This window comes from Azohydromonas lata, assembly GCF_034427735.1.
Classification (GTDB): domain Bacteria; phylum Pseudomonadota; class Gammaproteobacteria; order Burkholderiales; family Burkholderiaceae_C; genus Azohydromonas; species Azohydromonas lata.
Window position 1 is genome coordinate 83,993 of sequence record NZ_JAXOJX010000014.1, and the last position, 22,654, is coordinate 106,646.

At 68.4% G+C, this 22,654-nt stretch carries 21 protein-coding genes; 8 read left to right on the top strand and 13 right to left on the bottom strand.

The genetic code is table 11. The features are described from left to right. Nucleotides 1–484: 484 nt before the first annotated feature. Nucleotides 485–2,650 carry a phage integrase family protein gene (locus tag SM757_RS11050; RefSeq protein ID WP_322465510.1) on the bottom strand — a complete coding sequence of 722 codons (2,166 nt, stop codon included), beginning with the start codon at nt 2,648–2,650 and terminating at the stop codon, nt 485–487. Further along, the gene (locus SM757_RS11055; protein WP_322465511.1) at nt 2,647–2,844 is read right to left on the bottom strand and encodes a hypothetical protein; all 198 of its coding nucleotides are present in this window, start codon (nt 2,842–2,844) and stop codon (nt 2,647–2,649) included. Before SM757_RS11055 ends, SM757_RS11050 begins: the two co-directional genes overlap by 4 nt. 106 nt (nt 2,845–2,950) lie before the next feature. On the opposite strand from SM757_RS11055, the gene SM757_RS11060 reads away from it, so the two are divergent. Continuing rightward, nucleotides 2,951–3,313, top strand: coding sequence for a hypothetical protein (locus tag SM757_RS11060; RefSeq protein WP_322465512.1), 363 nt, complete (start codon nt 2,951–2,953; stop codon nt 3,311–3,313). A gap of 13 nt (nt 3,314–3,326) precedes the next feature. Here SM757_RS11060 and SM757_RS11065 read toward each other — a convergent pair whose 3' ends face one another. The 4 genes from SM757_RS11065 to SM757_RS11080 form a co-directional block, all read right to left on the bottom strand. Beyond that, a complete protein-coding gene (locus SM757_RS11065; protein ID WP_322465513.1) occupies nt 3,327–3,965 on the bottom strand; it encodes a nitroreductase family protein in 639 nt (212 codons plus the stop codon). Nucleotides 3,966–4,377: 412 nt separating this feature from the next. Further along, nucleotides 4,378–5,793, bottom strand: coding sequence for a hypothetical protein (locus tag SM757_RS11070; protein ID WP_322465514.1), 1,416 nt, complete (start codon nt 5,791–5,793; stop codon nt 4,378–4,380). A 573-nt stretch (nt 5,794–6,366) separates the two neighbouring features. Then, on the bottom strand, nt 6,367–9,195 hold the full coding sequence (fdhF, locus tag SM757_RS11075; RefSeq protein ID WP_322465515.1) for a formate dehydrogenase subunit alpha: 2,829 nt from the start codon (nt 9,193–9,195) through the stop codon (nt 6,367–6,369). Continuing rightward, a complete protein-coding gene (locus tag SM757_RS11080; RefSeq protein ID WP_322465516.1) occupies nt 9,192–10,901 on the bottom strand; it encodes an NADH-ubiquinone oxidoreductase-F iron-sulfur binding region domain-containing protein in 1,710 nt (569 codons plus the stop codon). The genes fdhF and SM757_RS11080 overlap by 4 nt, the downstream gene beginning before the upstream one ends. Nucleotides 10,902–11,022: 121 nt before the next feature. Here SM757_RS11080 and SM757_RS11085 point away from each other — a divergent pair, with 121 nt between their 5' ends. From SM757_RS11085 to SM757_RS11105, 5 genes are all read left to right on the top strand, one after another. Next, entirely contained in the window at nt 11,023–12,120 is a 1,098-nt protein-coding gene (locus SM757_RS11085) for a helix-turn-helix transcriptional regulator (protein WP_322465517.1), read from the top strand. A gap of 47 nt (nt 12,121–12,167) precedes the next feature. Further along, nucleotides 12,168–12,620, top strand: a complete 453-nt coding sequence (locus SM757_RS11090; RefSeq protein ID WP_322465518.1) for a hypothetical protein — start codon at nt 12,168–12,170, stop codon at nt 12,618–12,620. A gap of 28 nt (nt 12,621–12,648) precedes the next feature. Beyond that, entirely contained in the window at nt 12,649–13,116 is a 468-nt protein-coding gene (locus SM757_RS11095; protein WP_322465519.1) for a DUF6152 family protein, read from the top strand. 94 nt (nt 13,117–13,210) lie between these two features. Beyond that, a complete protein-coding gene (locus SM757_RS11100) occupies nt 13,211–13,489 on the top strand; it encodes a type II toxin-antitoxin system Phd/YefM family antitoxin (RefSeq protein WP_259375543.1) in 279 nt (92 codons plus the stop codon). A gap of 12 nt (nt 13,490–13,501) precedes the next feature. Beyond that, nucleotides 13,502–13,945, top strand: coding sequence for a type II toxin-antitoxin system VapC family toxin (locus SM757_RS11105; RefSeq protein ID WP_322465520.1), 444 nt, complete (start codon nt 13,502–13,504; stop codon nt 13,943–13,945). A gap of 138 nt (nt 13,946–14,083) precedes the next feature. On the opposite strand, the gene SM757_RS11110 is transcribed toward SM757_RS11105, so the two are convergent. Both SM757_RS11110 and SM757_RS11115 read right to left on the bottom strand, forming a co-directional pair. Beyond that, the gene (locus tag SM757_RS11110) at nt 14,084–14,860 is read right to left on the bottom strand and encodes an aldose epimerase family protein (protein ID WP_322465521.1); all 777 of its coding nucleotides are present in this window, start codon (nt 14,858–14,860) and stop codon (nt 14,084–14,086) included. Nucleotides 14,861–14,983: 123 nt separating this feature from the next. Then, the gene (locus SM757_RS11115; RefSeq protein ID WP_322465522.1) at nt 14,984–15,928 is read right to left on the bottom strand and encodes an AEC family transporter; all 945 of its coding nucleotides are present in this window, start codon (nt 15,926–15,928) and stop codon (nt 14,984–14,986) included. A 183-nt stretch (nt 15,929–16,111) separates the two neighbouring features. On the opposite strand from SM757_RS11115, the gene aroQ reads away from it, so the two are divergent. Beyond that, entirely contained in the window at nt 16,112–16,558 is a 447-nt protein-coding gene (aroQ, locus tag SM757_RS11120) for a type II 3-dehydroquinate dehydratase (RefSeq protein ID WP_322465523.1), read from the top strand. Nucleotide 16,559: 1 nt separating this feature from the next. Continuing rightward, complete coding sequence (locus tag SM757_RS11125) at nt 16,560–17,495, top strand: DMT family transporter (RefSeq protein ID WP_322465524.1); 936 nt, start codon at nt 16,560–16,562, stop codon at nt 17,493–17,495. A gap of 141 nt (nt 17,496–17,636) precedes the next feature. Here SM757_RS11125 and SM757_RS11130 read toward each other — a convergent pair whose 3' ends face one another. The 5 genes from SM757_RS11130 to SM757_RS11150 all read right to left on the bottom strand — a co-directional run bounded on the left by SM757_RS11130 (nt 17,637) and on the right by SM757_RS11150 (nt 22,592). Beyond that, nucleotides 17,637–19,370, bottom strand: a complete 1,734-nt coding sequence (locus tag SM757_RS11130; RefSeq protein WP_066342514.1) for an ABC transporter substrate-binding protein — start codon at nt 19,368–19,370, stop codon at nt 17,637–17,639. A 129-nt stretch (nt 19,371–19,499) separates the two neighbouring features. Beyond that, nucleotides 19,500–19,808, bottom strand: coding sequence for a DUF2160 domain-containing protein (locus SM757_RS11135; RefSeq protein ID WP_066342515.1), 309 nt, complete (start codon nt 19,806–19,808; stop codon nt 19,500–19,502). A 12-nt stretch (nt 19,809–19,820) separates the two neighbouring features. Further along, a complete protein-coding gene (locus SM757_RS11140) occupies nt 19,821–20,633 on the bottom strand; it encodes a carbohydrate ABC transporter permease (protein WP_066342516.1) in 813 nt (270 codons plus the stop codon). After that, entirely contained in the window at nt 20,626–21,519 is an 894-nt protein-coding gene (locus SM757_RS11145) for a carbohydrate ABC transporter permease (protein ID WP_066342517.1), read from the bottom strand. The genes SM757_RS11140 and SM757_RS11145 overlap by 8 nt, the downstream gene beginning before the upstream one ends. Further along, nucleotides 21,516–22,592, bottom strand: coding sequence for an ABC transporter ATP-binding protein (locus SM757_RS11150; protein ID WP_322465525.1), 1,077 nt, complete (start codon nt 22,590–22,592; stop codon nt 21,516–21,518). Before SM757_RS11150 ends, SM757_RS11145 begins: the two co-directional genes overlap by 4 nt. Nucleotides 22,593–22,654 lie beyond the last annotated feature (62 nt).

The following is a 22,654-nucleotide window of genomic DNA, read 5'->3' on the forward strand; positions in this document are numbered from 1 at the left end:
CTCATGAGCGGCTGCAAGGCTTGCCGGCTGCTGCTGCATCGCATGAACGCATCCACACAACACAACTTGGGCTGGCCACAAGTGTTGAACGGTTCAACACCCCTGAGCATCCATCACCAGCCCGCGTGGCCAGGGCCTGAGAGGCCGCTGGCTTGACTGGACTGGGCGACAGCCTTCGTGGAAGGCAGGGCAGGGAAGACGTCGGCAACCCTCCTGAAAACCCTCACATGGATCCTCCGGCTTGAATGCCCGCGCGCCACGGGCATGGAAGCGACGCGGCAACGGCCGGCGCCATGAAGGGCTGGGAACCTGCGCCCACTTCCCAGCAACGGCGTGGGCCTCGACCAAGGCCTCAGGCACGACGGCGGGCGACACGGTAGAGCGCCGCCGTACGCAGGGCAGGGTGTTGAACGGTTCAACGAGCCTATGCAGGATTTCCGTCAAGCGCTTCCCGAAAATCCTCACACGGCTGTTAAACCACCCATCAACCCGTCCCGCGCCGCCTCACCTTGGCCAGCTCCCGCACCATGAACTGTTGCTCCGGCCGGGTGTAGAGCGACGTGGTCTTCAAATCCGCATGCCCCATGGCGCCCATGAGCGCCACTGGAAGCACGCCATCGGCCGCTGCGTTGTTGGCGAAGAAATGGCGCAGCCAATGCGTGGAGGCGGCGTTGAACGCCGTGCCGTCCAGTGCAGGTTCGGCCTCGTGCGCGTGCTCGCCGGCGTGGCGCAGCAGCCGCTTCAAGGACTGGTAGAGGGCGGACGGCTCCAGTGCGCCCCAGCGGTCGGCTTGGCGGCTGGCGTCCAGCACGGGCACGCCCGCGTCGTCCAGGCGCCAGCGCGGCACGGCAGGGCGCAGGGCGCCTATGAGAGGGCGGAGAGGGCGTTCGGCCACGCCGTCCTGGTCCGCCGTGGGGTCCCCAGCGATGGCGGCAGACCCGGCCGGCGTGAGCAGCGTGCGCAGCGGTGCGCCGGGCTCATGGCCTATGCCCGCGGCTTCCATGTCCGCTTGGTGGCGATCAATCAACAGCTTGATGTCGTCGTAGATGGGCACGCTGCGCCGGCGGTGGCCCTTGCCCAGCACGTCCAGCATCCACAGCGCCTGGCCGTCGAACACCTCGCGCCGCAGGCCGGACAGGCGTGCCGTGCACAGCTCGATCAGCCGCAGCCCCGTGGTGGCGCCCAGCTCCAGCACCAGCCGCAGCCGGCGCAAGCTGCGCGCGCGCGCGGGCTTGGCATCCGATCCCAGGTCGGCCAGGCCGCCAGCCGCGCCGGCTTCGCCGTACAGCCGTTCCCAGCAGGCCATCAGCCAGCGCCATTGCGCCTCGTCGAAGCTGCGCCGCACGTCTATGCCCGGCCGCGGCAGTTTCAAATGCGGCGTCACGCCCGCCGCGGCGCTGGCACCCAGATAGCCGGCCTTCATCAGCGCCCCCAGCAGCGAGGCCACGACGGTGAGCGCATGCCGCTGCGACAGCGGGCTCAAGGGGCCACGGAACGGGCGCCAGTGCTCGCTGTCGCGGCTTTCCTGGCGCGGCTGCAGCCAGTCGCCCGGCGGGTTGGCGACGAAGGCGCGGTAGGCGTGCAAATCCTCCTCCGTCACCGACGACAGCGGTTTCCTGCGCACACACAGGCACCAGAGGTAGAAGCGCTCAGCCTCGCGCGCGTAGGAGGCATGCGTGCGCGGCGACATGGCATAGCGGCGCAGCCAGCCCTCTATCGCCTCCAGATCAGTCTGCGCACCCAGCACGTTGGGCGTGGACAGGCGGAAGGTGCCGCCCCGGCCGTCGAGCTCCGGCGGCACCGCCAAGCGCTCCAAAGGGACGATGCCCAGCCGCCTGTCCTGCACCGTCGCCAAGGCCCGTCCACGCGCCAGCGCCAGTTGTTGGGCCGGCTGCAACGCCGTCTCGCGCAGCGGGTGCTCAAGCGCCGCGGCCAGGGGTTGCAGCCACGCCAGCAGGCGCCGCGCGCGTACTTCGCCCAGGCCGCGCACCAGCCGGAACCAGCGCGCGCCGTGCACGTTGGCGAAGTCCACCAGGTCGCGCAGCGTGAGCAGTCCGGCGCTGCGCAGCGAGGCCGCCAGCGCCGGTGCCAACCACTGCGACAGCGCATCGGCGAGCGCCGGCGGCGCCGACAACGCCGCCGCCAGCCGGTTGAGCGCCGCCAGCCGTGCGGATCGCGGCAGTGCCAAAGCCGTCGCCAGCGCGGGTTGCGGCAGCGCAGCGGTGTCCAGGCCGAATTCATCTTGATACGCCTGCAGCCATTCGGCCGGGGTCCGGTCCTCCGCATCCAGCCCGCTTTCGGTACAGCACTGGGCCACCCAGTCCTCCAGGCCAGGAAGTGATCCGGTTACCGGGCCGGGTGCGGGATCGGACAGCGCCTCGGCCGCGATGTCCTGCAGGCCATGGGCGCGGGCCGCTTCGGCCACTTGCCGGCGCAGCCGCCGCAGTTGGGCCGCGAAGTGCCGCTCGTCGTCCGGCCCACCGGCGAACGTCATGTAACGCTCCCAGGCACTGCGCAAGCCCACGCCTTCGGCCAGCGCGCGCAGAAAGCTGAAGTGGTGCAGCCGCAGCAATGCATGCGGCGCGGCCACTTCGGCCTTGCTGCCGGGCGGACGGCCGCGGCGTTTGGCTGTGCAACCGTTCGCCGTCATGACGCCACGTTTCCTGAGCCATCCATACCGTGCTGCGCAAAACAGCCGTCATGCACCAAAGTTTGGCTTGCCAGCATGGCGGGACGGGTCAGCTTCGAGCAAATGTCAAAGCGTTGATGGAATTGTTCTTGTACCTGCATAACAAGAATTATCAGGGTATCAACGGAGCTTTGAAAATAATGGCGGTTTGTCATGGGCCTGGGCCACTGACGGCGCTCGTCCGTCCGCCTGGTCCGCACCGCTCATGCGCCAAGGCATCAGCCGCAGCCGTGGGCGGGCGCTGCGCCTACCATCGCGGCCATGTCACCCCTGCTGTCCAAGGCCCTGGCCGAAATCGAACCTTTCATTGCCGAGCGCGGCTGGATCGCGCCGGCGTCCATCGCGCTGGAGGAAGCCGATCACCTCATCGCCGCCACCGCGACGGCTTGGCCACCGCCGGCGGTGAACGCCGAGCCGGGCGGCGCCATCGCGCTGGAGTGGGAAGCCGGCGAACACGGCTGGCTCAAGCTCAGCGTGCGTGGACAAGGCGAGGTGGCGCACGAGGCCGTCATCGCTGGCGACGAGTTCGAAAAGGTCGAGCCCTGGACGCCCGCGCCCTCGGCGGACGCGTTGCCCGCTTGGGCGCATGAGCTGCTGCGCCGCCTGTGGCCGTGCGACGCGTGAAGCGGCCGCCGGCTTAAAGCTCGCTCAGGATCTCGTGCGGGCTGGCCCGCGGCCGCATGGGTTTGCGCTGCGTCACCGTACCCACGCTCACAAAACAAACCGCTTCCTCGCCGGGCTGCAAGGCGAAAAGCTCGCGCAGCCGTGGCGACTGCATGGCCTGGCCGCTGGTCAGCCCGGCGCCGAAGCCCATGGCATGTGCCAGCAACAGCAGGTTTTGCAGCGACGCGCCCAAGGACACCATGCGCTCCAGCACCGGCATGTCCGGCTGCGCCGGGCCCAGGCGGGCGATGGCCAGCATCAGCAGCGGTGCGCGGTGCGCCTTCTCCCGTGCGGACTCGCGCTGGTCCGCCGTGGCCTGCGCGTCGCGGTCCAGCAGCGCAGCCTCGAACACGTCGGCCAGCAGCGCGCGCTTCGGTGCCGGGATGAGCACGAAACGCCAGGGCCGCAGCTCGCCATGGTCCGGCGCCGCGGCCGCAGCCTGCATCAGCCGATGCAACTGCTGCACATCCGGCCCCGGCGCCACCAGGCGCTTGGGCAGCACGTTCTGGCGCGATGCGATCAGCGCCTGGGCCAGCGCCGCAACGTCGTCCTCGGCGCCAACGACAGCAACAGCGTTGGAATGCGGGAGCGAAGGCGGGGTCGGCAACGTCATGGCGGGTACGGCGGCGGCGAAATACTTCTGCGGGCCAGAGCCCGGGGGCGCCGGCATTGTCCTGCATAGCTTCGGTCCGCTCCCGTCCCGGACAGCCGCGCACAGACCTCCAAACGGCACCCAAAAAAAATGCCCGCGGGACGGTTCCATGAACTGTCCAACGGGCTCGGGGAAAACGTGAAGAACCGGTAATCCTTACAAAACCCTGCCGGTCACGCTTGCAAAAGCAAACATCATCGACAGGGTTGAGTATTCCGCATGGTGAAATTCTGGCTTGTCTGACAGAAAGCTGACAAGCGCGTCCCTCTCATGTCGGCTTAGCCGGTGTTCTTCTTGTCATCCAGGGAGGGGCCATTTCAGTCGGCCCTGGACGCTTTGGAGCCCGTCAAAGCGGGCTCGGCCAATCACCTGATTAAGGCAGGCGCGCAGCGCAGTTGCCGAATTTGGACGGGCAGGCTGCGCTCAGGCCGCCGGCACCGCCATCGGGGAATGCCTCACCCTTGAACATGCTCAGCACGTCCTGCCAGGGATTGTGGCGGTCGGTATAGCGATACCAGAACATGTAGTTGGCATACAGCTTGTCGCGGGCGAAGCGGTAAATATCGCGCACGTCCACCTGGGTGTAAGGACCGCCATGGCGCACGGCGTTATAGCAATCCGACTCCACCTTCATGCCGATGGGCACAATACCCTTGGCTTCAGGATTGAAGCGGTAGGCGGATTTGTTGAGGTCCGGGTCGTTGATGAAAACGTCGGGGCCGCCCATGCCCACGCCCTTGTCCTTCATATTGGCAAACAGCGGCGGTACCAGGTTGGACGGGTAATTGATGAATTGAATCACCACGCTGTTGGGAAAAGCCTGGCGCGCGGCGGTATCCACCTTGGCGAGGTTGGCGAAGAATTTCTCCTTCTGCGCGTCGCTCATGGGGCGGACCAATTGGCCAAAGGCAGTTTCGTTGAAGGTGATGCCTTCAAAGCTGTTGTCGTTGTTGTAGCGGCGGCCCAGCGCCTGGACCAGCGCGATCAGGCGGTCGCGCACCTCGTCGTCGTACAGCGCCGCGTTCTCGCCAAAGGTGCCGATGATGGTGCCGATGCGGAAGGCCCCACCGCTGTACTGGTCGGTGCGCATGTAGTTGGGGATGGCCGCATCGCCGTTGAACGTCTTGGTGCCCAGCGTCAGGAACAAGCGCTTGCCCTTGGCCTTGGCCTTGGTCAGGTAGCGGTCGACGCGGGAGAAGTCGTACTCACCCTTGCCTTTTTCCAACTGGCTCCAGTTGGCGCGCACCATGATGCCCTTCACGAAAGGCATGCTCGCGGTTTCACGCAGGCCGGCGTCGATCATGAAATCGCTGGCCTTGGAGCCATATTCGACGTAGTGGCCGGGGTTCCATTTGACGGTGGAGGCGGCGGCGTAATCGGCGGAAGCCAAATACGAGCCGTCGCTGTATTGCTGGCGCACAAAGGTCAGCGGGTCGAGCTCAGGCAACTGGGCAAAATCATCGGCGCCATAACGGATGGAGGAATCCTCCGTGTCCGTTTCAGCCGCGGAAATGGAAGCCGAGACGGTGCTCGATTCCGCGGTGGACGTTGAAGTGGAAGCCGTGGAGGTGCTGGCGGAAATCGCCGACGCCGTCAGGCTGGACGAAGCGAACAATTCCTTGGCCGCTTCAGTCGTTTGTTGGGTGCCGGAATTTGCCGCGACGGCCGAAACCGATTCGGTTTGGGCGGCATTTTCCTGTTGGAGGTCACTGCCTCCACCGCATGCGCCTAGAAAAGCGGAGCATGCAAGCGCAATGGCCAAAAGTTGCCTTTGGGTCATGATATTCATTCGAGTAGTCAACAGCACGCCACGGAAAACATGCACAGGGCATGTATTTCCGGGCCTCGGCGAAGAGTTACTGAGGCGTGGCGCTTGGGCACGCCTCGTCACTCAGGGTCGTCATGGATTGCGTTGCACGTCTGTTCGTGCCGCGGAACGAACAATGCCACGACATGCTTTGGCACGCGTTACGGCATCTTTGGAGGCGTAAGTGGATGCAGTTAAGCCCCGGCAGCGATGCTGACGGGGCATTTGTGACGAAGGTCACACAGGCAACCGTTGTGCCCGCCCCGGTTTGGAAGCTCTCTGTTGCGCCCGTTGCTGCAGGTGGGGACTTGAGACGGGGCGTGCTTCCAGATGACGAAACAACGGGTTTGAAAGGCCTTTTTTCGGCCCATGCGCGCGCAACCGCTGTAACGCCTGCATGGCCCGTTCAGTTGACCAAAGACGGGGCCGGCGTCACATCCCATAACGAAGAAGCCGCCTTTTGCGGCACGCCAGAGGCCCTTGCAGGCTCCTGCGCGCCGCCCAAGGCGGCTCAAACAGCACCAAAGGGCCTGCGCCCCGGCGCTTTTTGCATCGTCAGGCGGGCTGCAGGCGCGCCGCCGTGACCTTGAAGCCCGGAATCTTGGCCACGGCGTCCAGCGCGTCGCCGGTGAGCGTGTTGGCCGCGGCCTCCCAGAAGGCAAAGGGAATGAAGAGCTGGCCGCGCTGCACCTGGTCGCTGATGCTCGCGCGCGCAACCACCTCGCCGTGGTGCGTCTGCAGCCTGACCATGGCTCCGTCGCTCACGCCCTGGCTGGCCGCGTCCAGCGGATGCAGGCTCACCAGCGCCTGCGGCGTGATGGCGTCCAGCATGCTCGCGTGCCGCGTCATGGCGCCCGTGTGCCAGTGCTCCAGCACGCGGCCCGTGGTCAGGACGAAGGGATATTCGCTGTCCGTGCGCTCCACGCCGGGGCGGAACTGCGTGGGCACGAGCCGCGCGCGCCCGTCGGCCGTGGGAAAGCCGTCTATGAAGACGACGGCTTGGCCCGGCGCATCCTCCGCCGGCGCGGGCGTGACCACCGCCTCCTCGCGCTGCAGCCGCGTCCACGGCACGCCCGCCAGCGGCGCCATCACGCCGCGCATCTCCTCATAGACGCGCGCCACCGGCGCCTCGGCGGCGGCTTGCCCGTCGCCATCCTCGTCGCGCCAGTAGTTCCAGCCCGCGCCCAAGCGGCGGGCCAGCTGCTCGATCACCCACAAGTCCTGCCGCGCCTGCCCCGGCGGCGCCACTGCCGGGCGGCCCACCTGTAGCAGCCGGTCGGTGTTCGTGTACGTGCCCCATTTCTCAGGCTGCGCCGAAGCCGGCAGGATGACGTCGGCCAGCAGCGCCGTTTCGGTGGCAAAGATGTCCTGCACCACCAGATGCTGCAGCTCGCACAGCGCCTGGCGCGCGAAGTTCAGGTCCGGGTCGCTCATGGCCGGGTTCTCGCCCTCCACGAACAGGCCGCGGATGTGGCCCTCGTGCGCCGCGTGCATGATTTCCACCACCGTCATGCCCGGGCGCGGGTCGATGTCGCTGTGCCACAGCGCCTCGAACTGCGCGCGCACGGCCGCCTCGCTCACGCGCTGGTAGTTGGGCAGCATCATGGGGATGAGCCCCGCGTCGCTGGCGCCCTGCACGTTGTTCTGGCCGCGCAGCGGGTGCAGCCCCGTGCCGGGACGGCCTATCTGGCCGGTGATGAGCGACAGCGCGATGAGCCCGCGCGCGTTGTCCGTGCCGTACACGTGCTGGCTCACGCCCATGCCCCACAGGATCATGGCGCTGCGCGCGGTGGCAAAGGTGCGCGCCACCTCGCGAAGGGTGTCCGCCGGAATGCCGCAGATCTCGGCCATGCGCTCCGGCGTCGCCTCCGCCACCGAGGCTTTCAAGGCCTCGTAGCCCTGCACGCGCGCGGCAATGAAGCCCTCGTCCACCAGGCCTTCGGCAATGATCACGTGCAGCAGCCCGTTGAGCAGCGCCACGTCCGTGTCCGGGCGGAACTGCAAATGCCACTTGGCGCGGCGCGTGAGCTGCTGGCGGCGCGGGTCGGCGATGATGAGGGTTGCGCCCGCATCCACTGCGTTCTTGATGAAGCTCGCGGCCACCGGGTGGTTCACGGTCGGGTTGGCGCCGATGAGGAAGATCACTTCCGCCTGCGCCACGTCGGCCACCGGGTTGCTCACCGCGCCGGAGCCGATGCCCTCCAGCAGCGCCGCCACCGAGCTGGCGTGGCACAGCCGCGTGCAGTGGTCCACGTGCGAGCTGTGCAACACCTGGCGCACCAGCTTCTGGAAGAGATAAGCCTCCTCGTTGCTGCCCTTGGCCGAACCAAAGCCCGCCAGCGGCGAGTCGAAGCCGGGTTGCGCGGCGTCGCGGATGCGCGCGAAACCGCCCGCGGCCAGCGCCAGCGCCTCGTCCCAGCTCGCCTCGCGGAACAGCTCGCTCAGCGGCTTGGCGCCGGACTTCACCGCCTCGATGTCGGCCGGGCTCTTGGGTACGCCGTGGCGGCGCACCAGCGGCACGGTCAGGCGGCGCGGGTTGTGGATGTAGTCGAAGCCGTAGCGGCCCTTGACGCACAGCCGGCCCTGGTTGGCCGGGCCGTCGCGGCCGGTGACGGTGTGGATGCGCTCGCCGCCCTGGCCGTCGGGGCCGACGTTCCAGGTGAGCTGGCAACCCACGCCGCAATAGGGGCACACCGAGTCCACCTTCTTGGTGATCTCCGCCAGCCCCGCGCCGCGCGCGGGCATGAGGGCGCCCGTTGGGCAGGCCTGCACGCACTCGCCGCAGGCCACGCAGCTGGACTGGCCCATGGGATCGCCCGCGTCGAACACGATGCGCTCGGCCGCGCCGCGCAGCGCCAGGCCGATCACGTCGTTGCCCTGCTCCTCGCGGCAGGCGCGCAGGCAGCGCGTGCACTGTATGCAGGCGTCCAGGTTGACGGCGATGGCGGCGTGGCTCAGGTCCGGCGCGGCGTAGCTGCGCGCGCGCTGCGGCAGCCGGCCGCGCGGCACGTCCAGGGCGTTCGCCCACTGCGTCAGCTCGGACTCGCGGGTGTATTCGTCCGTGCTGCCGGCGTCGCTCACCAGCAGCTCCAGCACCATGGCGCGGGCCTTGACGGCGCGCGGGCTGTCGATGTTGACCTTCATGCCCGGCGCCGCGGCGCGGCAGCAGGAGGCCGCCAGCGTGCGCTCGCCCTCCACTTCCACCACGCACGCGCGGCAGTTGCCCACGGGGCGCAGGCCATCCTTGTGGCAGAGGTGCGGAATCTCCACGCCCTCGCGCATCGCCACTTCCCACAGCGTTTGGCCGGGCAGCGCCTGCACCGTGCGGCCGTCGAGCTGCAGCTCCAGGGTTTGCAGTTCCGGGGTCGGGACGCGTGCGTTCATGGCTGCAGCTCCTGCGGGAAGTAGTTGATGACGCAATCCACGGGGTTGGAAGCGGCCTGGCCCAGGCCGCAGATGGAGGCGTCGCGCATGACTTGGGAGAGCTCGGCTATCAGCCCCGTGTTCCAGCGGTCGGTGGCGATGAGCTCCTCGATCTTGGCCGTGCCGCTGCGGCAGGGCGTGCACTGGCCGCAGCTTTCCTCGGCGAAGAAATGCATGAGGTTGCGCGCGGCATCGGTGGCGCGGTCGTGCTGCGACAGCACCATCACCGCCGCCGAGCCGATGAAGCAGCCGTGCGGCTGCAGCGTGTCGAAGTCCAGCGGCACGTCGGCCAGCCGCGCCGGAAGGATCCCCCCCGACGCGCCGCCCGGCAGGTAGGCGTACAGCTCGTGGCCCGGCAGCATGCCGCCGCAATACTCGTCGACCAGCTCGCGCAGCGTGATGCCCGCCGGCGCCAGGTGCACGCCGGGCTTCGCCACGCGGCCGGACACCGAGAAGCTGCGCAGCCCCTTGCGCCCATGGCGGCCCTGGCCGGCAAACCACTGGGGGCCGCGCTCCACCAGGTCGCGCACCCAGTACAGCGTCTCGAAGTTGTGCTCCAGCGTGGGCCGGCCGAACAAGCCGACCTGCGCCACGTAGGGCGGGCGCAGCCGCGGCATGCCGCGCTTGCCTTCTATCGATTCGATCATCGCGGACTCTTCGCCGCAGATGTAGGCGCCCGCGCCGCGGCGCAGCTCGATGGTGGGCAGCCCGCCCGCGGGCGGCGCGGCGTGAAGGCGCTCCAGCTCGGCCTCCAGCAGCGCGCGGCAGCCGTGGTACTCGTCGCGCAGGTAGATGTAGATGGCCTCCACGCCCACGGCCCAGGCGGCGATGAGCGCACCTTCGAGGAAGCGGTGCGGATCGCGCTCCAGGTAGTGGCGGTCCTTGAACGTGCCGGGCTCGCCTTCGTCGATGTTCACCGCCATCAGACGCGGCCCCGGCTGCTGGCGCACCAGGCGCCACTTGCGCCCGGCCGGAAAGCCCGCGCCGCCCAAGCCGCGCAGGCCGGCGTCTTCCAGCGTGGCGAGCACGCTCTCCAGCTCGCGCTCGCCGCGGCGGCAGGCTTCCAGCAGCCGGTAGCCGCCCGCGGCGCGGTAGTCGTCCAGGTTCGCGTAGGGCTCCGGCGCGTGCGCGGCGACGCTGCCCTGCACCTTCTCCACCACCGCCTCCAGCGTGGCGTGCGGCACGGGATGCTGGTGCACCACCGCCACCGGCGCCTGCTCGCAGCGGCCCACGCAGGGCGCGGGGATGACGCGCACGTCCGCGTCCAGCAGTTGCGGCAGCTTTTCCAGCAGCGCGTGCGAGCCCGCCAGCGAGCAGCTCAGGCTCTCGCACACGCGCACCGTGAGGCGCGGCGGCGCCGGGTAGGCGCCCTGCGCGTCCTCGCGCACCACGTCGAAGTGGTGATAGAAGCTCGCGACCTCGTACACCTCGGTCTGCGCCAGCTTCATGCGCTGGGCCAGCGCCGCCAGGTGGTCGGTGCGCAACTGGCCGAAGCGGTCGTTCAGCGCGTGCAGGTGCTCAATCAGCAAGTCGCGCCGCAGCACCAGGTGGGCGGTGGTGGCCTCGACGTCGGCCAGCGCTTGGGCCGTCACGGGGCGTTCGCGTTGCGTGCGCTGGCCCCGGCGCGGGGCGTCCGCCAGCGGGCGGATCGGGATCACGCTGCTCATGGCTGTCTCCTTGCGGGCGGCTATGTCGAAGCCGCCATATGTTTCAATCAACCGAAATCCGGTCCGGCTTGCTCGGCAAGATAGCCCTGTGGCCTGGATCAAATATGCAAGGTCTTGCCAGATGTTCCGCATTCGCATCACACCGCGCTGGGAGCTGGGCCGGCGCGACGGCGCGGCGGCCGAAGGCGGCGTGCCGGCCGAGGCCGACACCACCGCGCTGATCGCGCTGCTGGCCGCCATCGCCGAGACGGGCGCCATTGCCGAGGCCGCGCGCGTGCAGGGCCTGAGCTACCGCAGCGCCTGGGGGCGGATCAAGCAGGCCGAAGCGCTGTTCGGCCAGCCGCTGCTGGTGGCGGGGCGCGGGCGCGGCTCCACGCTCACGCCGCTGGCGGAAAAGCTCATTTGGGCCGACAAGCGCATTGCCGCGCGCTTGTCGCCGCTGCTGCAGTCGCTGGCCTCGGAGCTGGAAGGCGAGCTCGAACGCACGCTGCCCGTGCCCCCGCGCGCGCTGCGCCTGCACGCCAGCCACGGCTTTGCGGTGGCGGCGCTGCTGGAGCAGCTGCAGGCGGCGTCCTTGGGCGTGGAGCTGCGCTACCGCAACAGCTTTGAATCGGTGGCGGCGCTGTCGCACGGCGAATGCGAGCTGGCCGGTTTCCACGTGCCCATAGGCGAATTCGAGGCTGCTGCGGCGCAGCGCTACGCGCCCTGGCTGCGCAACGAAAAGCATCGGCTGGTGCACCTGGCGGTGCGCACGCAAGGCCTGTTCGCCGCGCCGGGCAATCCGCGGCGCGTCAGTGGCATGGCCGACCTGCGCCGCCCCGACCTGCGCTTCGTCAACCGCCCCGCGGGCTCCGGCACCCGGCTGCTGACCGAGCTGCTGCTGGCGCGCCACGGCATTGCGCCGCGGGAGGTGGCGGGTTTTGACAATGCCGAATTCACGCATGCGGCGGTGGCCGCCTTCATTGCCAGCGGCATGGCCGACGTTGGGCTGGGCGTGCAGACCGCCGCGCAGCGCTTCGGCCTGCACTTCATCCCGCTGCTGCGCGAGCGCTATTTCCTGGCCTTCAACGCCGCCGACGAGAGGCGGCCGGACCTGCAGGCGCTGCTGTCGCTCATGCAGTCCCCCACCTACCGCGCCGCGGTGGCGGCGCTGCCGGGCTACGAGGCCGGGCGCACGGGAGAGGTGTGCGGGGTGCGGGAAGCGGGGCTGGCGGCGTGACCGGCAGGCGGTGCCAAGCGCCACGCGGCTTCCTATAAGGTCAAGCCATGGCCGACCTTTCCGCCCTCGAAGCGCCCGCCGCCCTGGCCTGGGTGCAGTCCCATGCCTGGGCCTATCCCGCGCTGGAAGCTGCGCACATCACCGGCATTGCGCTGCTGCTGGGCAGCCTGGTGGTGTTCGAGCTGCGCGCGTTGGGCGCGGCGCGCGAATTGCCCGCTCCGGCACTGGCGCGGCTGGCGCTGCGGGTGGCCGTGGCCGGCTTCGCGCTGGTGGCCGCCAGCGGGCTGCTGATGTTCGGCAGCCAGCCCGGCGAGATGCTTTCAAACCGCTTCTTCGTCGCCAAGCTCGCGCTGGTGGCGGCCGGCGGGCTCAATGCGCTGCTGTTCCACTGGCGCGGCGGCATAGAGCGGCTGGACGGCGTGGCGCGGGCGCAAGCCCTGTTGTCCATGGGCTTGTGGCTCGCCGCCATCCTCTGCGGCCGCTGGATCGCCTACGCCTGACCAGGCAGGGAAAGGATTTCACGTGGACATGAAACGACGACTGTTGATCGCTTCCGGTGCCTGTGCGCTGCTGCCCACGGCGCGCGCCCACCACGGCTGGAGCAGCTTCGACCAGAGCCGGCCCCTCTACATCGAAGGCGCGGCGCGCGAGGTGCACTGGCGCAACCCGCACGCGGAACTGGTGCTGGAGCTGCCGCCCACGCCGACGCTGCCGGCCGACCTGCGCCAGCGCGCGCTGCCCGCGCAATCCGCCAGCGTGGACGGCGCGGCCTTGCTGGCCAACGCCAGGCTGCCCAGCCGCAAGGACAAGCGCTGGACGGTGGAGCTGGCGCCGCTCACCCGCATGCAGGCCTGGGGCGTGGCGCCCATCAAGCCCAACGCCAACGTGGGCGTGCTGGGGTTCACGTACGCCGGGGAAAAGGGCGAGCCGGTGCTGCGGGCGGAATACCTGTTCGTGGACGGCAAGGCGTATGGGTTGAGGTCGTCGCCGGCGTGAGGCTGTAAGTCCTCGGCAGGCCGCGAACCGTACAATTGAAATGTACATTTCGTGGCCGCATCGATGGCCACCTTTGATTTCCCCGGGAAGCCGCATGCAGACACTGCCCTTGACCGACGTCCGCGCCCATTTGGCCGATACGCTGCGCGAAGCGGAAAGTGCGCAGGAGCCCGTCGTGATTTCCCGCCGTGGCCAGCCTGCGGGCGTGCTCATGTCGTGGAGCCAGTACCAACGCCTGGCGGTGGAACACGAGGGCTTTGCCGCTCGGCTGCAGCATTGGCGGGCAGAGCACGTGGACGGTGTGGACGAGCGCGACCCCTTCGCCGACGTGCGCGATGCCGGTGCGGGCCGCGACGTCGAGTGGCCGCTGTGAGGCCGGTGCGCCATGTCGCCGCCCGGCCCATCGCCGTCCTCTGTGGCCTGGCTGCTGGACACCAACGTGCTGTCCGAAGCCGTGCGCGTGCAGCCCAACGCCCGCGTGATGGACAACCTTGTCCGGCATCAGGCCGATCTGGCCGTGCCGGCACCCGTGTGGCATGAGCTGCGTTACGGCTGGCTGCGCATGCCCGACGGCCAGCGCAAGGACGCCATAGGCCGCTACCTGTCCGACGTGGTGTCCGTGCTGCCCGTGCTGCCCTATGACGCTGGCGCCGCACGCGTGCACGCCGAACTGCGGGCCGACCTGGAGCGCGCCGGCAGGCCGCTGCCTTTCGTGGATGGGCAGATCGCTGCCATCGCCATTGCACAGGGACTCACGCTCGTGACGTGCAACGTGCGTGACTTCAGCTCCATCGCCGGCCTGCGCTGGACCGACTGGTTTGCCGCATAGCAGCCTGCAGCCCTATTTTTCGTTTTTCACTTCGCGCCCTTTCGCGCGACCTGTCATGCCGCTTGATCAATGGCCTGTCGCCGGGCGCGCAGGCGATGATCCACCCGCTTGGCACGAGCGGTCATGCCGGCGGTGTTTTCAGGCCAAGCCCACGCGCAGGCGCCCGGTGAATTTCTCGCCGGGCGCCAGCCGCACCGGCCGCGACACGATCACGGGCTCGACGCAGAGGAACTGGCGCCAGTCCTCGTCCGGCAAATCCTTGAGCGCTTGGGCGCCGTCGCGGCCGGGGCTCCAGACCATCCACTGGTCGAATCCGCTGGCCGACAAGCGCAGGCGCTTTTGTCCGCAGACCAGTTCCACCTCTGAGCCGCCGTCGTACAGGCGCTCGAATATCGAATCCGGCAGGCTCAAGGCCGGTTCGTCCTGCCGCTTGAACTCCGGCCGGTAGCGGTCCGATGCCTTCAAACCCTGCAGGCCCAGCACCCGGGTGGCCAGCAGATCGTCCACGGCGAAATACGGGTGCAGGCCGCCCGTGAAACTGAATTCGTTTGGGCCGGTGTTGAGCACGGTGAGGGTGAATTCCACGGCGTCGGCCGTGGCTTGTGCCTTCAATTCCAGCCGTGCGGCGTGCGGCCAGCCGGGATATTCGCCCTGGGCCACTTCCAGCACGTAATGCAGCCGTTCGCACGACGCGTTGGCGCCATGCTCCAGCAGCGTCCAGTCCATGTCGCGGGCAAAGCCATGCTTGACCAGCCGGCCGTATTCGGCGAATTGCGGAAACAGCACCGGCAGTCCGCCGCGCGCGGGGCCCTGAAACCGGTCCGCCAGCGGGCTGCAATAAAACAGCTCGACGGCGTCTCCCAGCCGGGCCCGAAGGATTTGGGCGCCAAGCTGACGGTGTGTGAAGCTTTTCATGGCCGGGATTCTAGGTTTGTGAAACTGCCCGCCTGCTGGCGCCCAGGCGTCTGGGCGCTGCCCGTGGCCGGCGCGACAGTGTTAGCGTGCAGCCTGCGTGCCCACGGCCGCTGGCTGTGCTGCTCACACCCAGCCCAGCACCGCCGTGAGCACCCACAGCCACACGCTGATGGTCATGAAGGACAGCAGCGTGGCCAGCAGCAGCACGGCGGCGGTGAAGCTTTCCTCGCCGTGGCGCTGAGCCAGGATGGGGTAGATGCTGAGCATAGGCATGGCCGCGAAGGCCACGGCCGCGGCGCGCAGCGGGCCTTCGATGGGCGGCAGCAGCGTCAGCATGGCCAGCACCAACAGCGGGTGCAGCAGCAGCTTGCCCAGGGCGACGCCGGCGATGTCGCTGAGCCGGCCGCGCAGTTGCAGGCCGACCAGCGAGCAGCCGATGACGAACAGGGCCGCGGCGCTGGAGGCGTTGGCCAGCAGTTGCACGGCGCGCGCCACGGGCTGCGGCAGCGACAGGCCCAGCAGCGACATGGCCAGCCCCGCCACGATGGAGAGGATGAGCGGGTTGCCCGCCAGCCGCTTGAGCGTGCGCCACAGCGTCGCGGCCCAGGCCTTGGAGCTGTTGTCGCCGTCGGCCAGCGCCACGGCCACGGGAATCATCACCAGGTTCTCCACCAGCATGGCCAGCGCCATGGCCACCGCCGCGACGGGTCCCAGGAACTGGACCACGATGGGGTAGCCCACGAAGCCGCTGTTGGATGCGCTCATGCCCAGGCCGAAATAGGCGCTCAGCGCGATGCCGCGGCGCCGCAGCTTGCGCGCCACCACGAGGCCCACCGCCATGGACGCCAGCGACCCCACCGCGTAGGACAGCAGGAAGGGGCCGTTGAGGATCTCCGCCACCCGGCGCGAGGACAGCGCCTGGAACATCAGCGCCGGCAGCGCGAGCTGTATGACGAAGCGCCCAAGCACCCGCGACTCCGGCTTGGTGAACCAGCCGCGCAGCCCGGCCAGGTAGCCCAGGCCAATGAGCAGGTAGATGGGTACGGTGATGGAGAGGATGTTCAGCATTTGGGCGGGCAATGAGCGGCGGGCAGGCGGGCGCAGCCGGCAGGTGGGCAGCGCGCGGACGATAAGGGTTTACCCGTAACCGAGCGCAAGGCTTTCCCGGCGGCCGCGTCGTGGCGTACCGGCATGCGGGACGTTGGCGGCGTTGCGCGCGTTTAAGCTGCCGGGTTTTTCCAAGGACGGCTCATGAAAATCCTCACCCTGCACGGCATCAACCTGAACATGTTCGGCAAGCGCGACCCCAAGCAGTACGGCACGGCCACGCTGGCGCAGATCGATGACCAGCTTCGCGCGCTGGGCCAGGAGCTGGGTGCGGAGGTGGAGTGCTTCCAGACCAATTTCGAAGGCGAGATGGCCGAGCGCATCCACCGCGCGCACACCGACGGCACCGAGGCCGTGATCATCAACGCCGGCGCCTGGACGCACTACAGCTACGGCATCCGCGACGCGCTGGCCATCTTGAAGTGCCCCATCATCGAAGTGCACATGTCCAACATCCACGCGCGCGAAGCCTTCCGCCACACCAGCGTGATCGCCGAGATCGCCCGCGGCCAGATCGCTGGCTTCGGCGTGGAAAGCTACCTGCTGGGCCTGCGCGCCGCGGTGTCGGCGGTGCAGCAAGCCGGCGCCTGAGGTGCCGCATCCCGAGGCGGACGGCGCGCCGGCAAGCGGCGCGGCGCCGGCCTCGCCTGCCCTCTCCCGCGCCTGGCGCAACGAGCGCCTGGGCATTGCCCTGATCGTCCTGGCCACGGTCTGCTTTTCGGCGCTGGACGGCACCACCAAGGTCGTGGGCGGCGCGGTGCCGGTGCTGGTGGCGATGTGGTTCCGCTACCTGCTGCAGGCCTCGGTGACGGGCGCGCTGGTGGTGGCGCGCAAGGGCCGCCGCGCCTTCGCCACGCGGCGGCCGGGGCTGCACGCGCTGCGGGGCGTGCTCTTTGCCAGCGCCGGCGCGCTGGCCTTCACCAGCCTCAAGCTGCTGCCGCTGGGCGAGTTCACCGCACTGCAGATGCTCACGCCGCTGCTGGTGACGCTGCTGGCCGCGCACCGCTTGGGCGAGCGCGTCACGCCGCTGCGCTGGCTGCTGGTGGCCGGCAGTTTCACGGGGGCGCTGCTCGTGGTCAGGCCCGATGCCGGCGACTTCCGCTGGGCCATGCTGCTGCCGCTGACGCTGGTGGTGGTGAACGCGGCCTATCAGCTCATCACCAGCGCGCTGGTGCGGGAGGACGACCCGTCCACGCTGCAACTGTGGACGGCCGGCGTGGCGGTGGCCTTGACCTCGGTGGCGCTGCCCTGGGCCGGCGCCTTTCCCACGCAGCCGCGGCTGTGGGCGCTGCTTGGGCTGATGGCGGTGTTCAGCACCCTGGGCCACACGCTGCTGACCATGGCCTTCCGCCATGCGCAGGCCTCGACGCTGCAGCCCTTCCTGTACGGCCAGGTCGGCTTGGCGACGCTGGCGGGCTGGTGGCTGTTCGGCCACGCGCCGGACGGCTGGACGCTGCTGGGCATCGCCGTCATCGCCGGCTGCGGCGCGGGCGGCACCTGGCTGGCGGGGCAGCGCGGCGGGCGCTGATCAAGCGCTGAACAGGCGCTGAGCAGGCGCTAAGCAGGCGCCGCCGCGGCGGGCGCTTCCCGCCGGCTCCAATGAAAAAGCCGCCCGCGGGCGGCTTTGCTCATCCAGGCGCCAGGTGCAAGGCGCGGGGCGCCGCAAACCTCAACGCACCTTGCCCGCCTTCCAGGCGTCCAGCAGCGTCTGGTAGGCGATGGTTTCGCCCTTGGGCTTCTCGTTGGCCAGCTTGGCCCACGGCGCGCCCTTGTCGGAGAGCCACTTCTTGGGGTCTTCCTTCTTGTTGAGCTTGGGCGGGCACTGGGCCATGCCGGCGCGCTCCAGGCGGGCCATCACGTCGTCCATCTCCTTGGCCAGCGTGTCCATGGCGGCCTGCGGCGTCTTCTCGCCGGTCACGGCCTGGGCCACGTTCTTCCACCACAGTTGGGCCAGCTTGGGGTAGTCCGGCACGTTGGTGCCCGTGGGCGTCCAGGCCACGCGGGCGGGCGAGCGGTAGAACTCCACCAGGCCGCCGAGCTTGGGGGCCATGTCCGTCATGGCCTTGCTCTGGATATCGGACTCGCGGATGGGCGTCAGGCCCGTGAGCGTCTTCTTCAGCGAGGTGGTCTTGGCCGTCACGAACTGCGCGTACAGCCAGGCCGCGGCGGTGCGGTTGGCGTCGTGGCCCTTGAAGAAGGTCCAGGAGCCCACGTCCTGGTAGCCGTTTTGCATGCCCTGCTTCCAGTACGGGCCGTTGGGTCCGGGCGCCATGCGCCATTTGGGCGTGCCGTCGGCGTTGACCACGGGCAGGCCCTTCTTGGTCATGTCGGCCGTGAAGGCCGTGTACCAGAAGATCTGCTGCGCGATCTGGCCTTGGGCGGGCACGGGGCCGGCCTCGCCGAAGGTCATGCCCGTGGCTTCCTTGGGCGCGTACTTCTTCATCCAGTCCACGTACTTGGTCAGCGCGTAGACGGCCGCGGGCGAGTTGGTGGCGCCGCCGCGCTCCACCGAGGCGCCCACAGGGGTGCACTTGTCGTCCGCGACGCGGATGCCCCACTCGTCCACCGGCATGCCGTTGGGAATGCCCTTGTCCGCCGTGCCGGCCATGGACAGCCACGCGTCGGTGAAGCGCCAGCCCAGGCTGGGGTCCTTCTTGCCGTAGTCCATGTGGCCGTAGATGGGCTTGCCGTCGATCTGCTTGACGTCGTTGGTGAAGAACTCGGCGATGTCCTCGTAGGCGCTCCAGTTCAGCGGCACGCCCAAGTCGTAGCCGTACTTGGCCTTGAACTTGTCCTTGAGGTCCTTGCGCTCGAACAGGTCGGCGCGGAACCAGTAGAGGTTGGCGAACTGCTGGTCAGGCAGTTGGTAGAGCTTGCCGTCCGGCGCGGTGGTGAAGCTGGTGCCGATGAAATCCTTGATGTCCAGGCCCGGGTTGGTCCACTCCTTGCCCGCACCGGCCATGTAGTCGGTGAGGTTCATGATCTTGCCGTAGCGGTAGTGGGTGCCGATCAGGTCGGAGTCGGAGATCCAGCCGTCGTAGATGCTCTTGCCGGACTGCATGGAGGTCTGCAGCTTCTCCACCACGTCGCCTTCCTGGATGAGGTCGTGCTTGACGGTGATGCCGGTGATCTCGGTGAAGGCCTTGGCCAGGGTCTTGGACTCGTACTCGTGGGTGGTGATGGTTTCCGAGACGACGGAGATTTCCTTCACGCCCTTGGCCTTGAGCTTGTTGGCCGCCTCGATGAACCACTTCATCTCGGCCATCTGCTGGTCCTTGTTCAGCGTGGAGGGCTGGAACTCGGCGTCTATCCATTTCTTGGCCGCGGCCTCGTCGGCCCAGGCGGCGTGGCTGCCCAGCGCTGCGGCGGCGGCCAGGGCCAGTGCGGTGTAGCGCATCTTCATGTTGCGTCTCCTCGTCTCGTTGATGGTGTGGCGGTTGCGACGCTGCCCCGAGTGTGTTGGCTGGCGCGCGGCCCCGGGGCAGCACCGGGCCGTGAAGCCTTGGGAGTGAGGTGTTGGAGCTGAAGCGGCTCAGCCCTTGCGCATGACCAGCGCCAGCACGGCCATGGACAGCACGAAGCCGATCCACACGCTGGGCTCCTCGCTCAGCGAGAACCATTGGGTGAACTTTTCGCCCAGGCCCACGAAGGCCAGGTTGATGTAGGCCGCGGTGAGCAGGCCGATGAAGAGTCGGTCACCGCGCGTGGTGGCAATGGGCAAAAAGCCCTTGCGCAAGGTCGTGGGCGACTTGATCTCCCACACCGTCATGCCCACCAGCATCAGCGCGATGCAAGTGAAGAACACGGCCACGGGGGTGGTCCAGACCATCCAGTCGAACATGGCGGCGACTCCTCAAACGCGGCCCATCGCGAAGCCCTTCGCGATGTAGTGGCGCACGAACCAGATGACCACCGCGCCGGGAACGATGGTGAGCACGCCGGCGGCGGCCAGCGTCGCCCAGTCCATGCCGCTGGCGCTGACGGTGCGCGTCATGGTGGCGACGATGGGCTTGGCGTTGACGCTGGTGAGCGTGCGCGCCAGCAGCAGTTCCACCCACGAGAACATGAAGCAGAAGAAGGCGGCCACGCCCACGCCGGCCTTGATGAGCGGAAGGAAGACGGTCAGGAAGAAGCGCGGGAAGCTGTAGCCGTCGATGTAGGCCGTCTCGTCGAGCTCGCGCGGGATGCCGCTCATGAAGCCTTCCAGGATCCACACCGCCAGCGGCACGTTGAACAGCAGGTGTGCCAGCGCGACGGCGATGTGCGTGTCCATCAGCCCAACGGTGGTGTAGAGCTGGAAGAAGGGCAGCAGGAACACGGCCGGCGGCGTCATGCGGTTGGTCAGCAGCCAGAAGAAGACGTGCTTGTCGCCCAGGAAGCTGTAGCGGCTGAAGGCATAGGCCGCGGGCAGCGCCACGGTGATGGCGATCACGGTGTTGATGGCCACGTAGATCAGGCTGTTGATGTAGCCGGAGTACCAGGACGGGTCGGTGAAGATGGTGGCGTAGTTGGCCCAGGTGAAGTGCTGCGGCAGCAGGCTGAAGCTGGAGAGGATTTCCTCGTTGGTCTTGAAGCTCATGTTGACCATCCAGTAGATGGGCAGCAGGGCGAAGACGAGGTAGAGCGCGAGGAACAGGGAGCGCTTGCGCAGGCGCGGCTCAGTCATGGGGGACCTCCTGGCCGGCCTGGCCCAGGCGCTGCATCCAGTTGTAGAGGACGAAGCAGAACAACAGGATGATGAGGAAGTAGATGAGCGAGAAGGCGGCGGCGGGCCCCAGGTCGAACTGGCCCACGGCCTTTTGCGTGAGGTACTGGCTCAGGAAGGTGGTGGCGTTGCCCGGGCCGCCGCCGGTGAGGACGAAAGGCTCGGTGTAGATCATGAAGCTGTCCATGAAGCGCAGCAGCACGGCGATCATGAGCACGCCGCGCATCTTGGGCAACTGGATGTAGCGCAGCACGGCGAGCTTGCTGGCGCCGTCGATGCGGGCGGCCTGGTAGTAGGCGTCGGGGATGGAGCGCAAGCCCGCGTAGGCCAGCAGCGCCACCAGCGGCGTCCAGTGCCACACGTCCATGAGCAGCACGGTGAGCCAGGCGTGGGTGGCGTCGCCCGTGTAGTTGTAGTCGATGCCCAGCCGCTGCAGCGCCGCGCCCATGAGGCCGATGTCGGCGCGGCCGAAGATCTGCCAGATGGTGCCCACGACGTTCCAGGGGATGAGCAGCGACAGCGCCACGATCACCAGCGTGGCCGAGGCCCGCCAGCCCGTGGCCGGCATGGCCAGCGCCAGCGCGATGCCCAGCGGCAGCTCCACGGCCAGCACGGCCATGGAGAAGCGCAACTGGTTCCAGAGGGCGGCATGCAGCTCTTCGTCGCGCATCACGGCGGCGAACCATTCGGTGCCGACGAACACGCGCCGCTCCGGCGAGATGATGTCCTGCACCGAGTAGTTCACCACCGTCATCAGCGGCAGGATGGCCGAGAAGGCCACGCAGATGAACACGGGCAGGATGAGGAACCAGGCCTTCTGGTTCACGGGCTTGGTCTGCGCGCTCATGCGACCAGCTCCTCGTTGCGGTAGAAACAGGTGTGGCGGTCCAGCACGCGCAGGCCCACCGTGTCGCCCACGGCCGGTGCCGCGGCGTCCGGCGCCAGCCGTGCCTTGAGCTTGTGGCCCATGGCCTCGCAGCTCACCAGCACGTAGGTGCCTATGTCCTGCACCTGGCGCACGGTGGCGCTGAGGCAGGCGTCGGCGCTCGCGGGCGCCAGGGCCAGGTATTCGGGCCGTATGCCCAGGGTTAGCTCGCCTTGCGGCAGCCCCCGCCCGTTGGTGCGCGTGAGCGGCATGCCCGCGACGAGCAGGCTGTCGCCCTGCTGGCTGGCAGGTAAGAAATTCATGCCCGGCGAGCCGATGAAATGGCCCACGAAGGTGTGCGCGGGGCGCTCGAACAGCGCGTCCGGCGTGCCCATCTGCACGACCTTGCCGCGGGTCATGACCACCACGTGGTCGGCGAAGGTCAGCGCCTCGACCTGGTCGTGCGTCACGTAGATCAGCGTGAGTTTCAGTTCATGGTGAATCTGCTTGAGCTTGCGGCGGAGCTGCCATTTCAGGTGCGGGTCGATGACGGTGAGCGGCTCGTCGAAGAGCACGGCGGACACGTCGGGGCGCACCAGGCCGCGGCCCAGCGAGATTTTTTGCTTCTGGTCGGCGCTCAAGTTGGCCGCGCGCAGGTCGAGCTGGTGGCTCATCTCCAGCATCTCGGCGATCTGGCCCACGCGGGCCTTGATCTGTGCCGCCGGCACCTTGCGGTTGCGCAGCGGGAAGGCGAGGTTCTCGGCCACGGTCATGGTGTCGTAGATGACCGGGAACTGGAACACCTGCGCGATGTTGCGCTGCTGCGGCGTGGCGCGGGTCATGTCCCGGCCGTCGAAGGTGACGCTGCCCTGCGACGGGATGAGCAGCCCGGACATGATGTTGAGCATGGTGGTCTTGCCGCAGCCCGACGGGCCGAGCAAGGCGTAGGCGCCGCCATCCTCGAAGCTCATCTTGAGGGGCAGCAGCGCGTAGTCGGCGTCCTCCTTCGGGTTGGGCCTGTAGGCGTGCGCGAGGTCCAGGTCGATGCGGCTCATTGGTGCCCCCTCGCGCTACGCGCGGTCCGGCCATGCGGGACGGAGCGCCCCCTTCGGAGCGG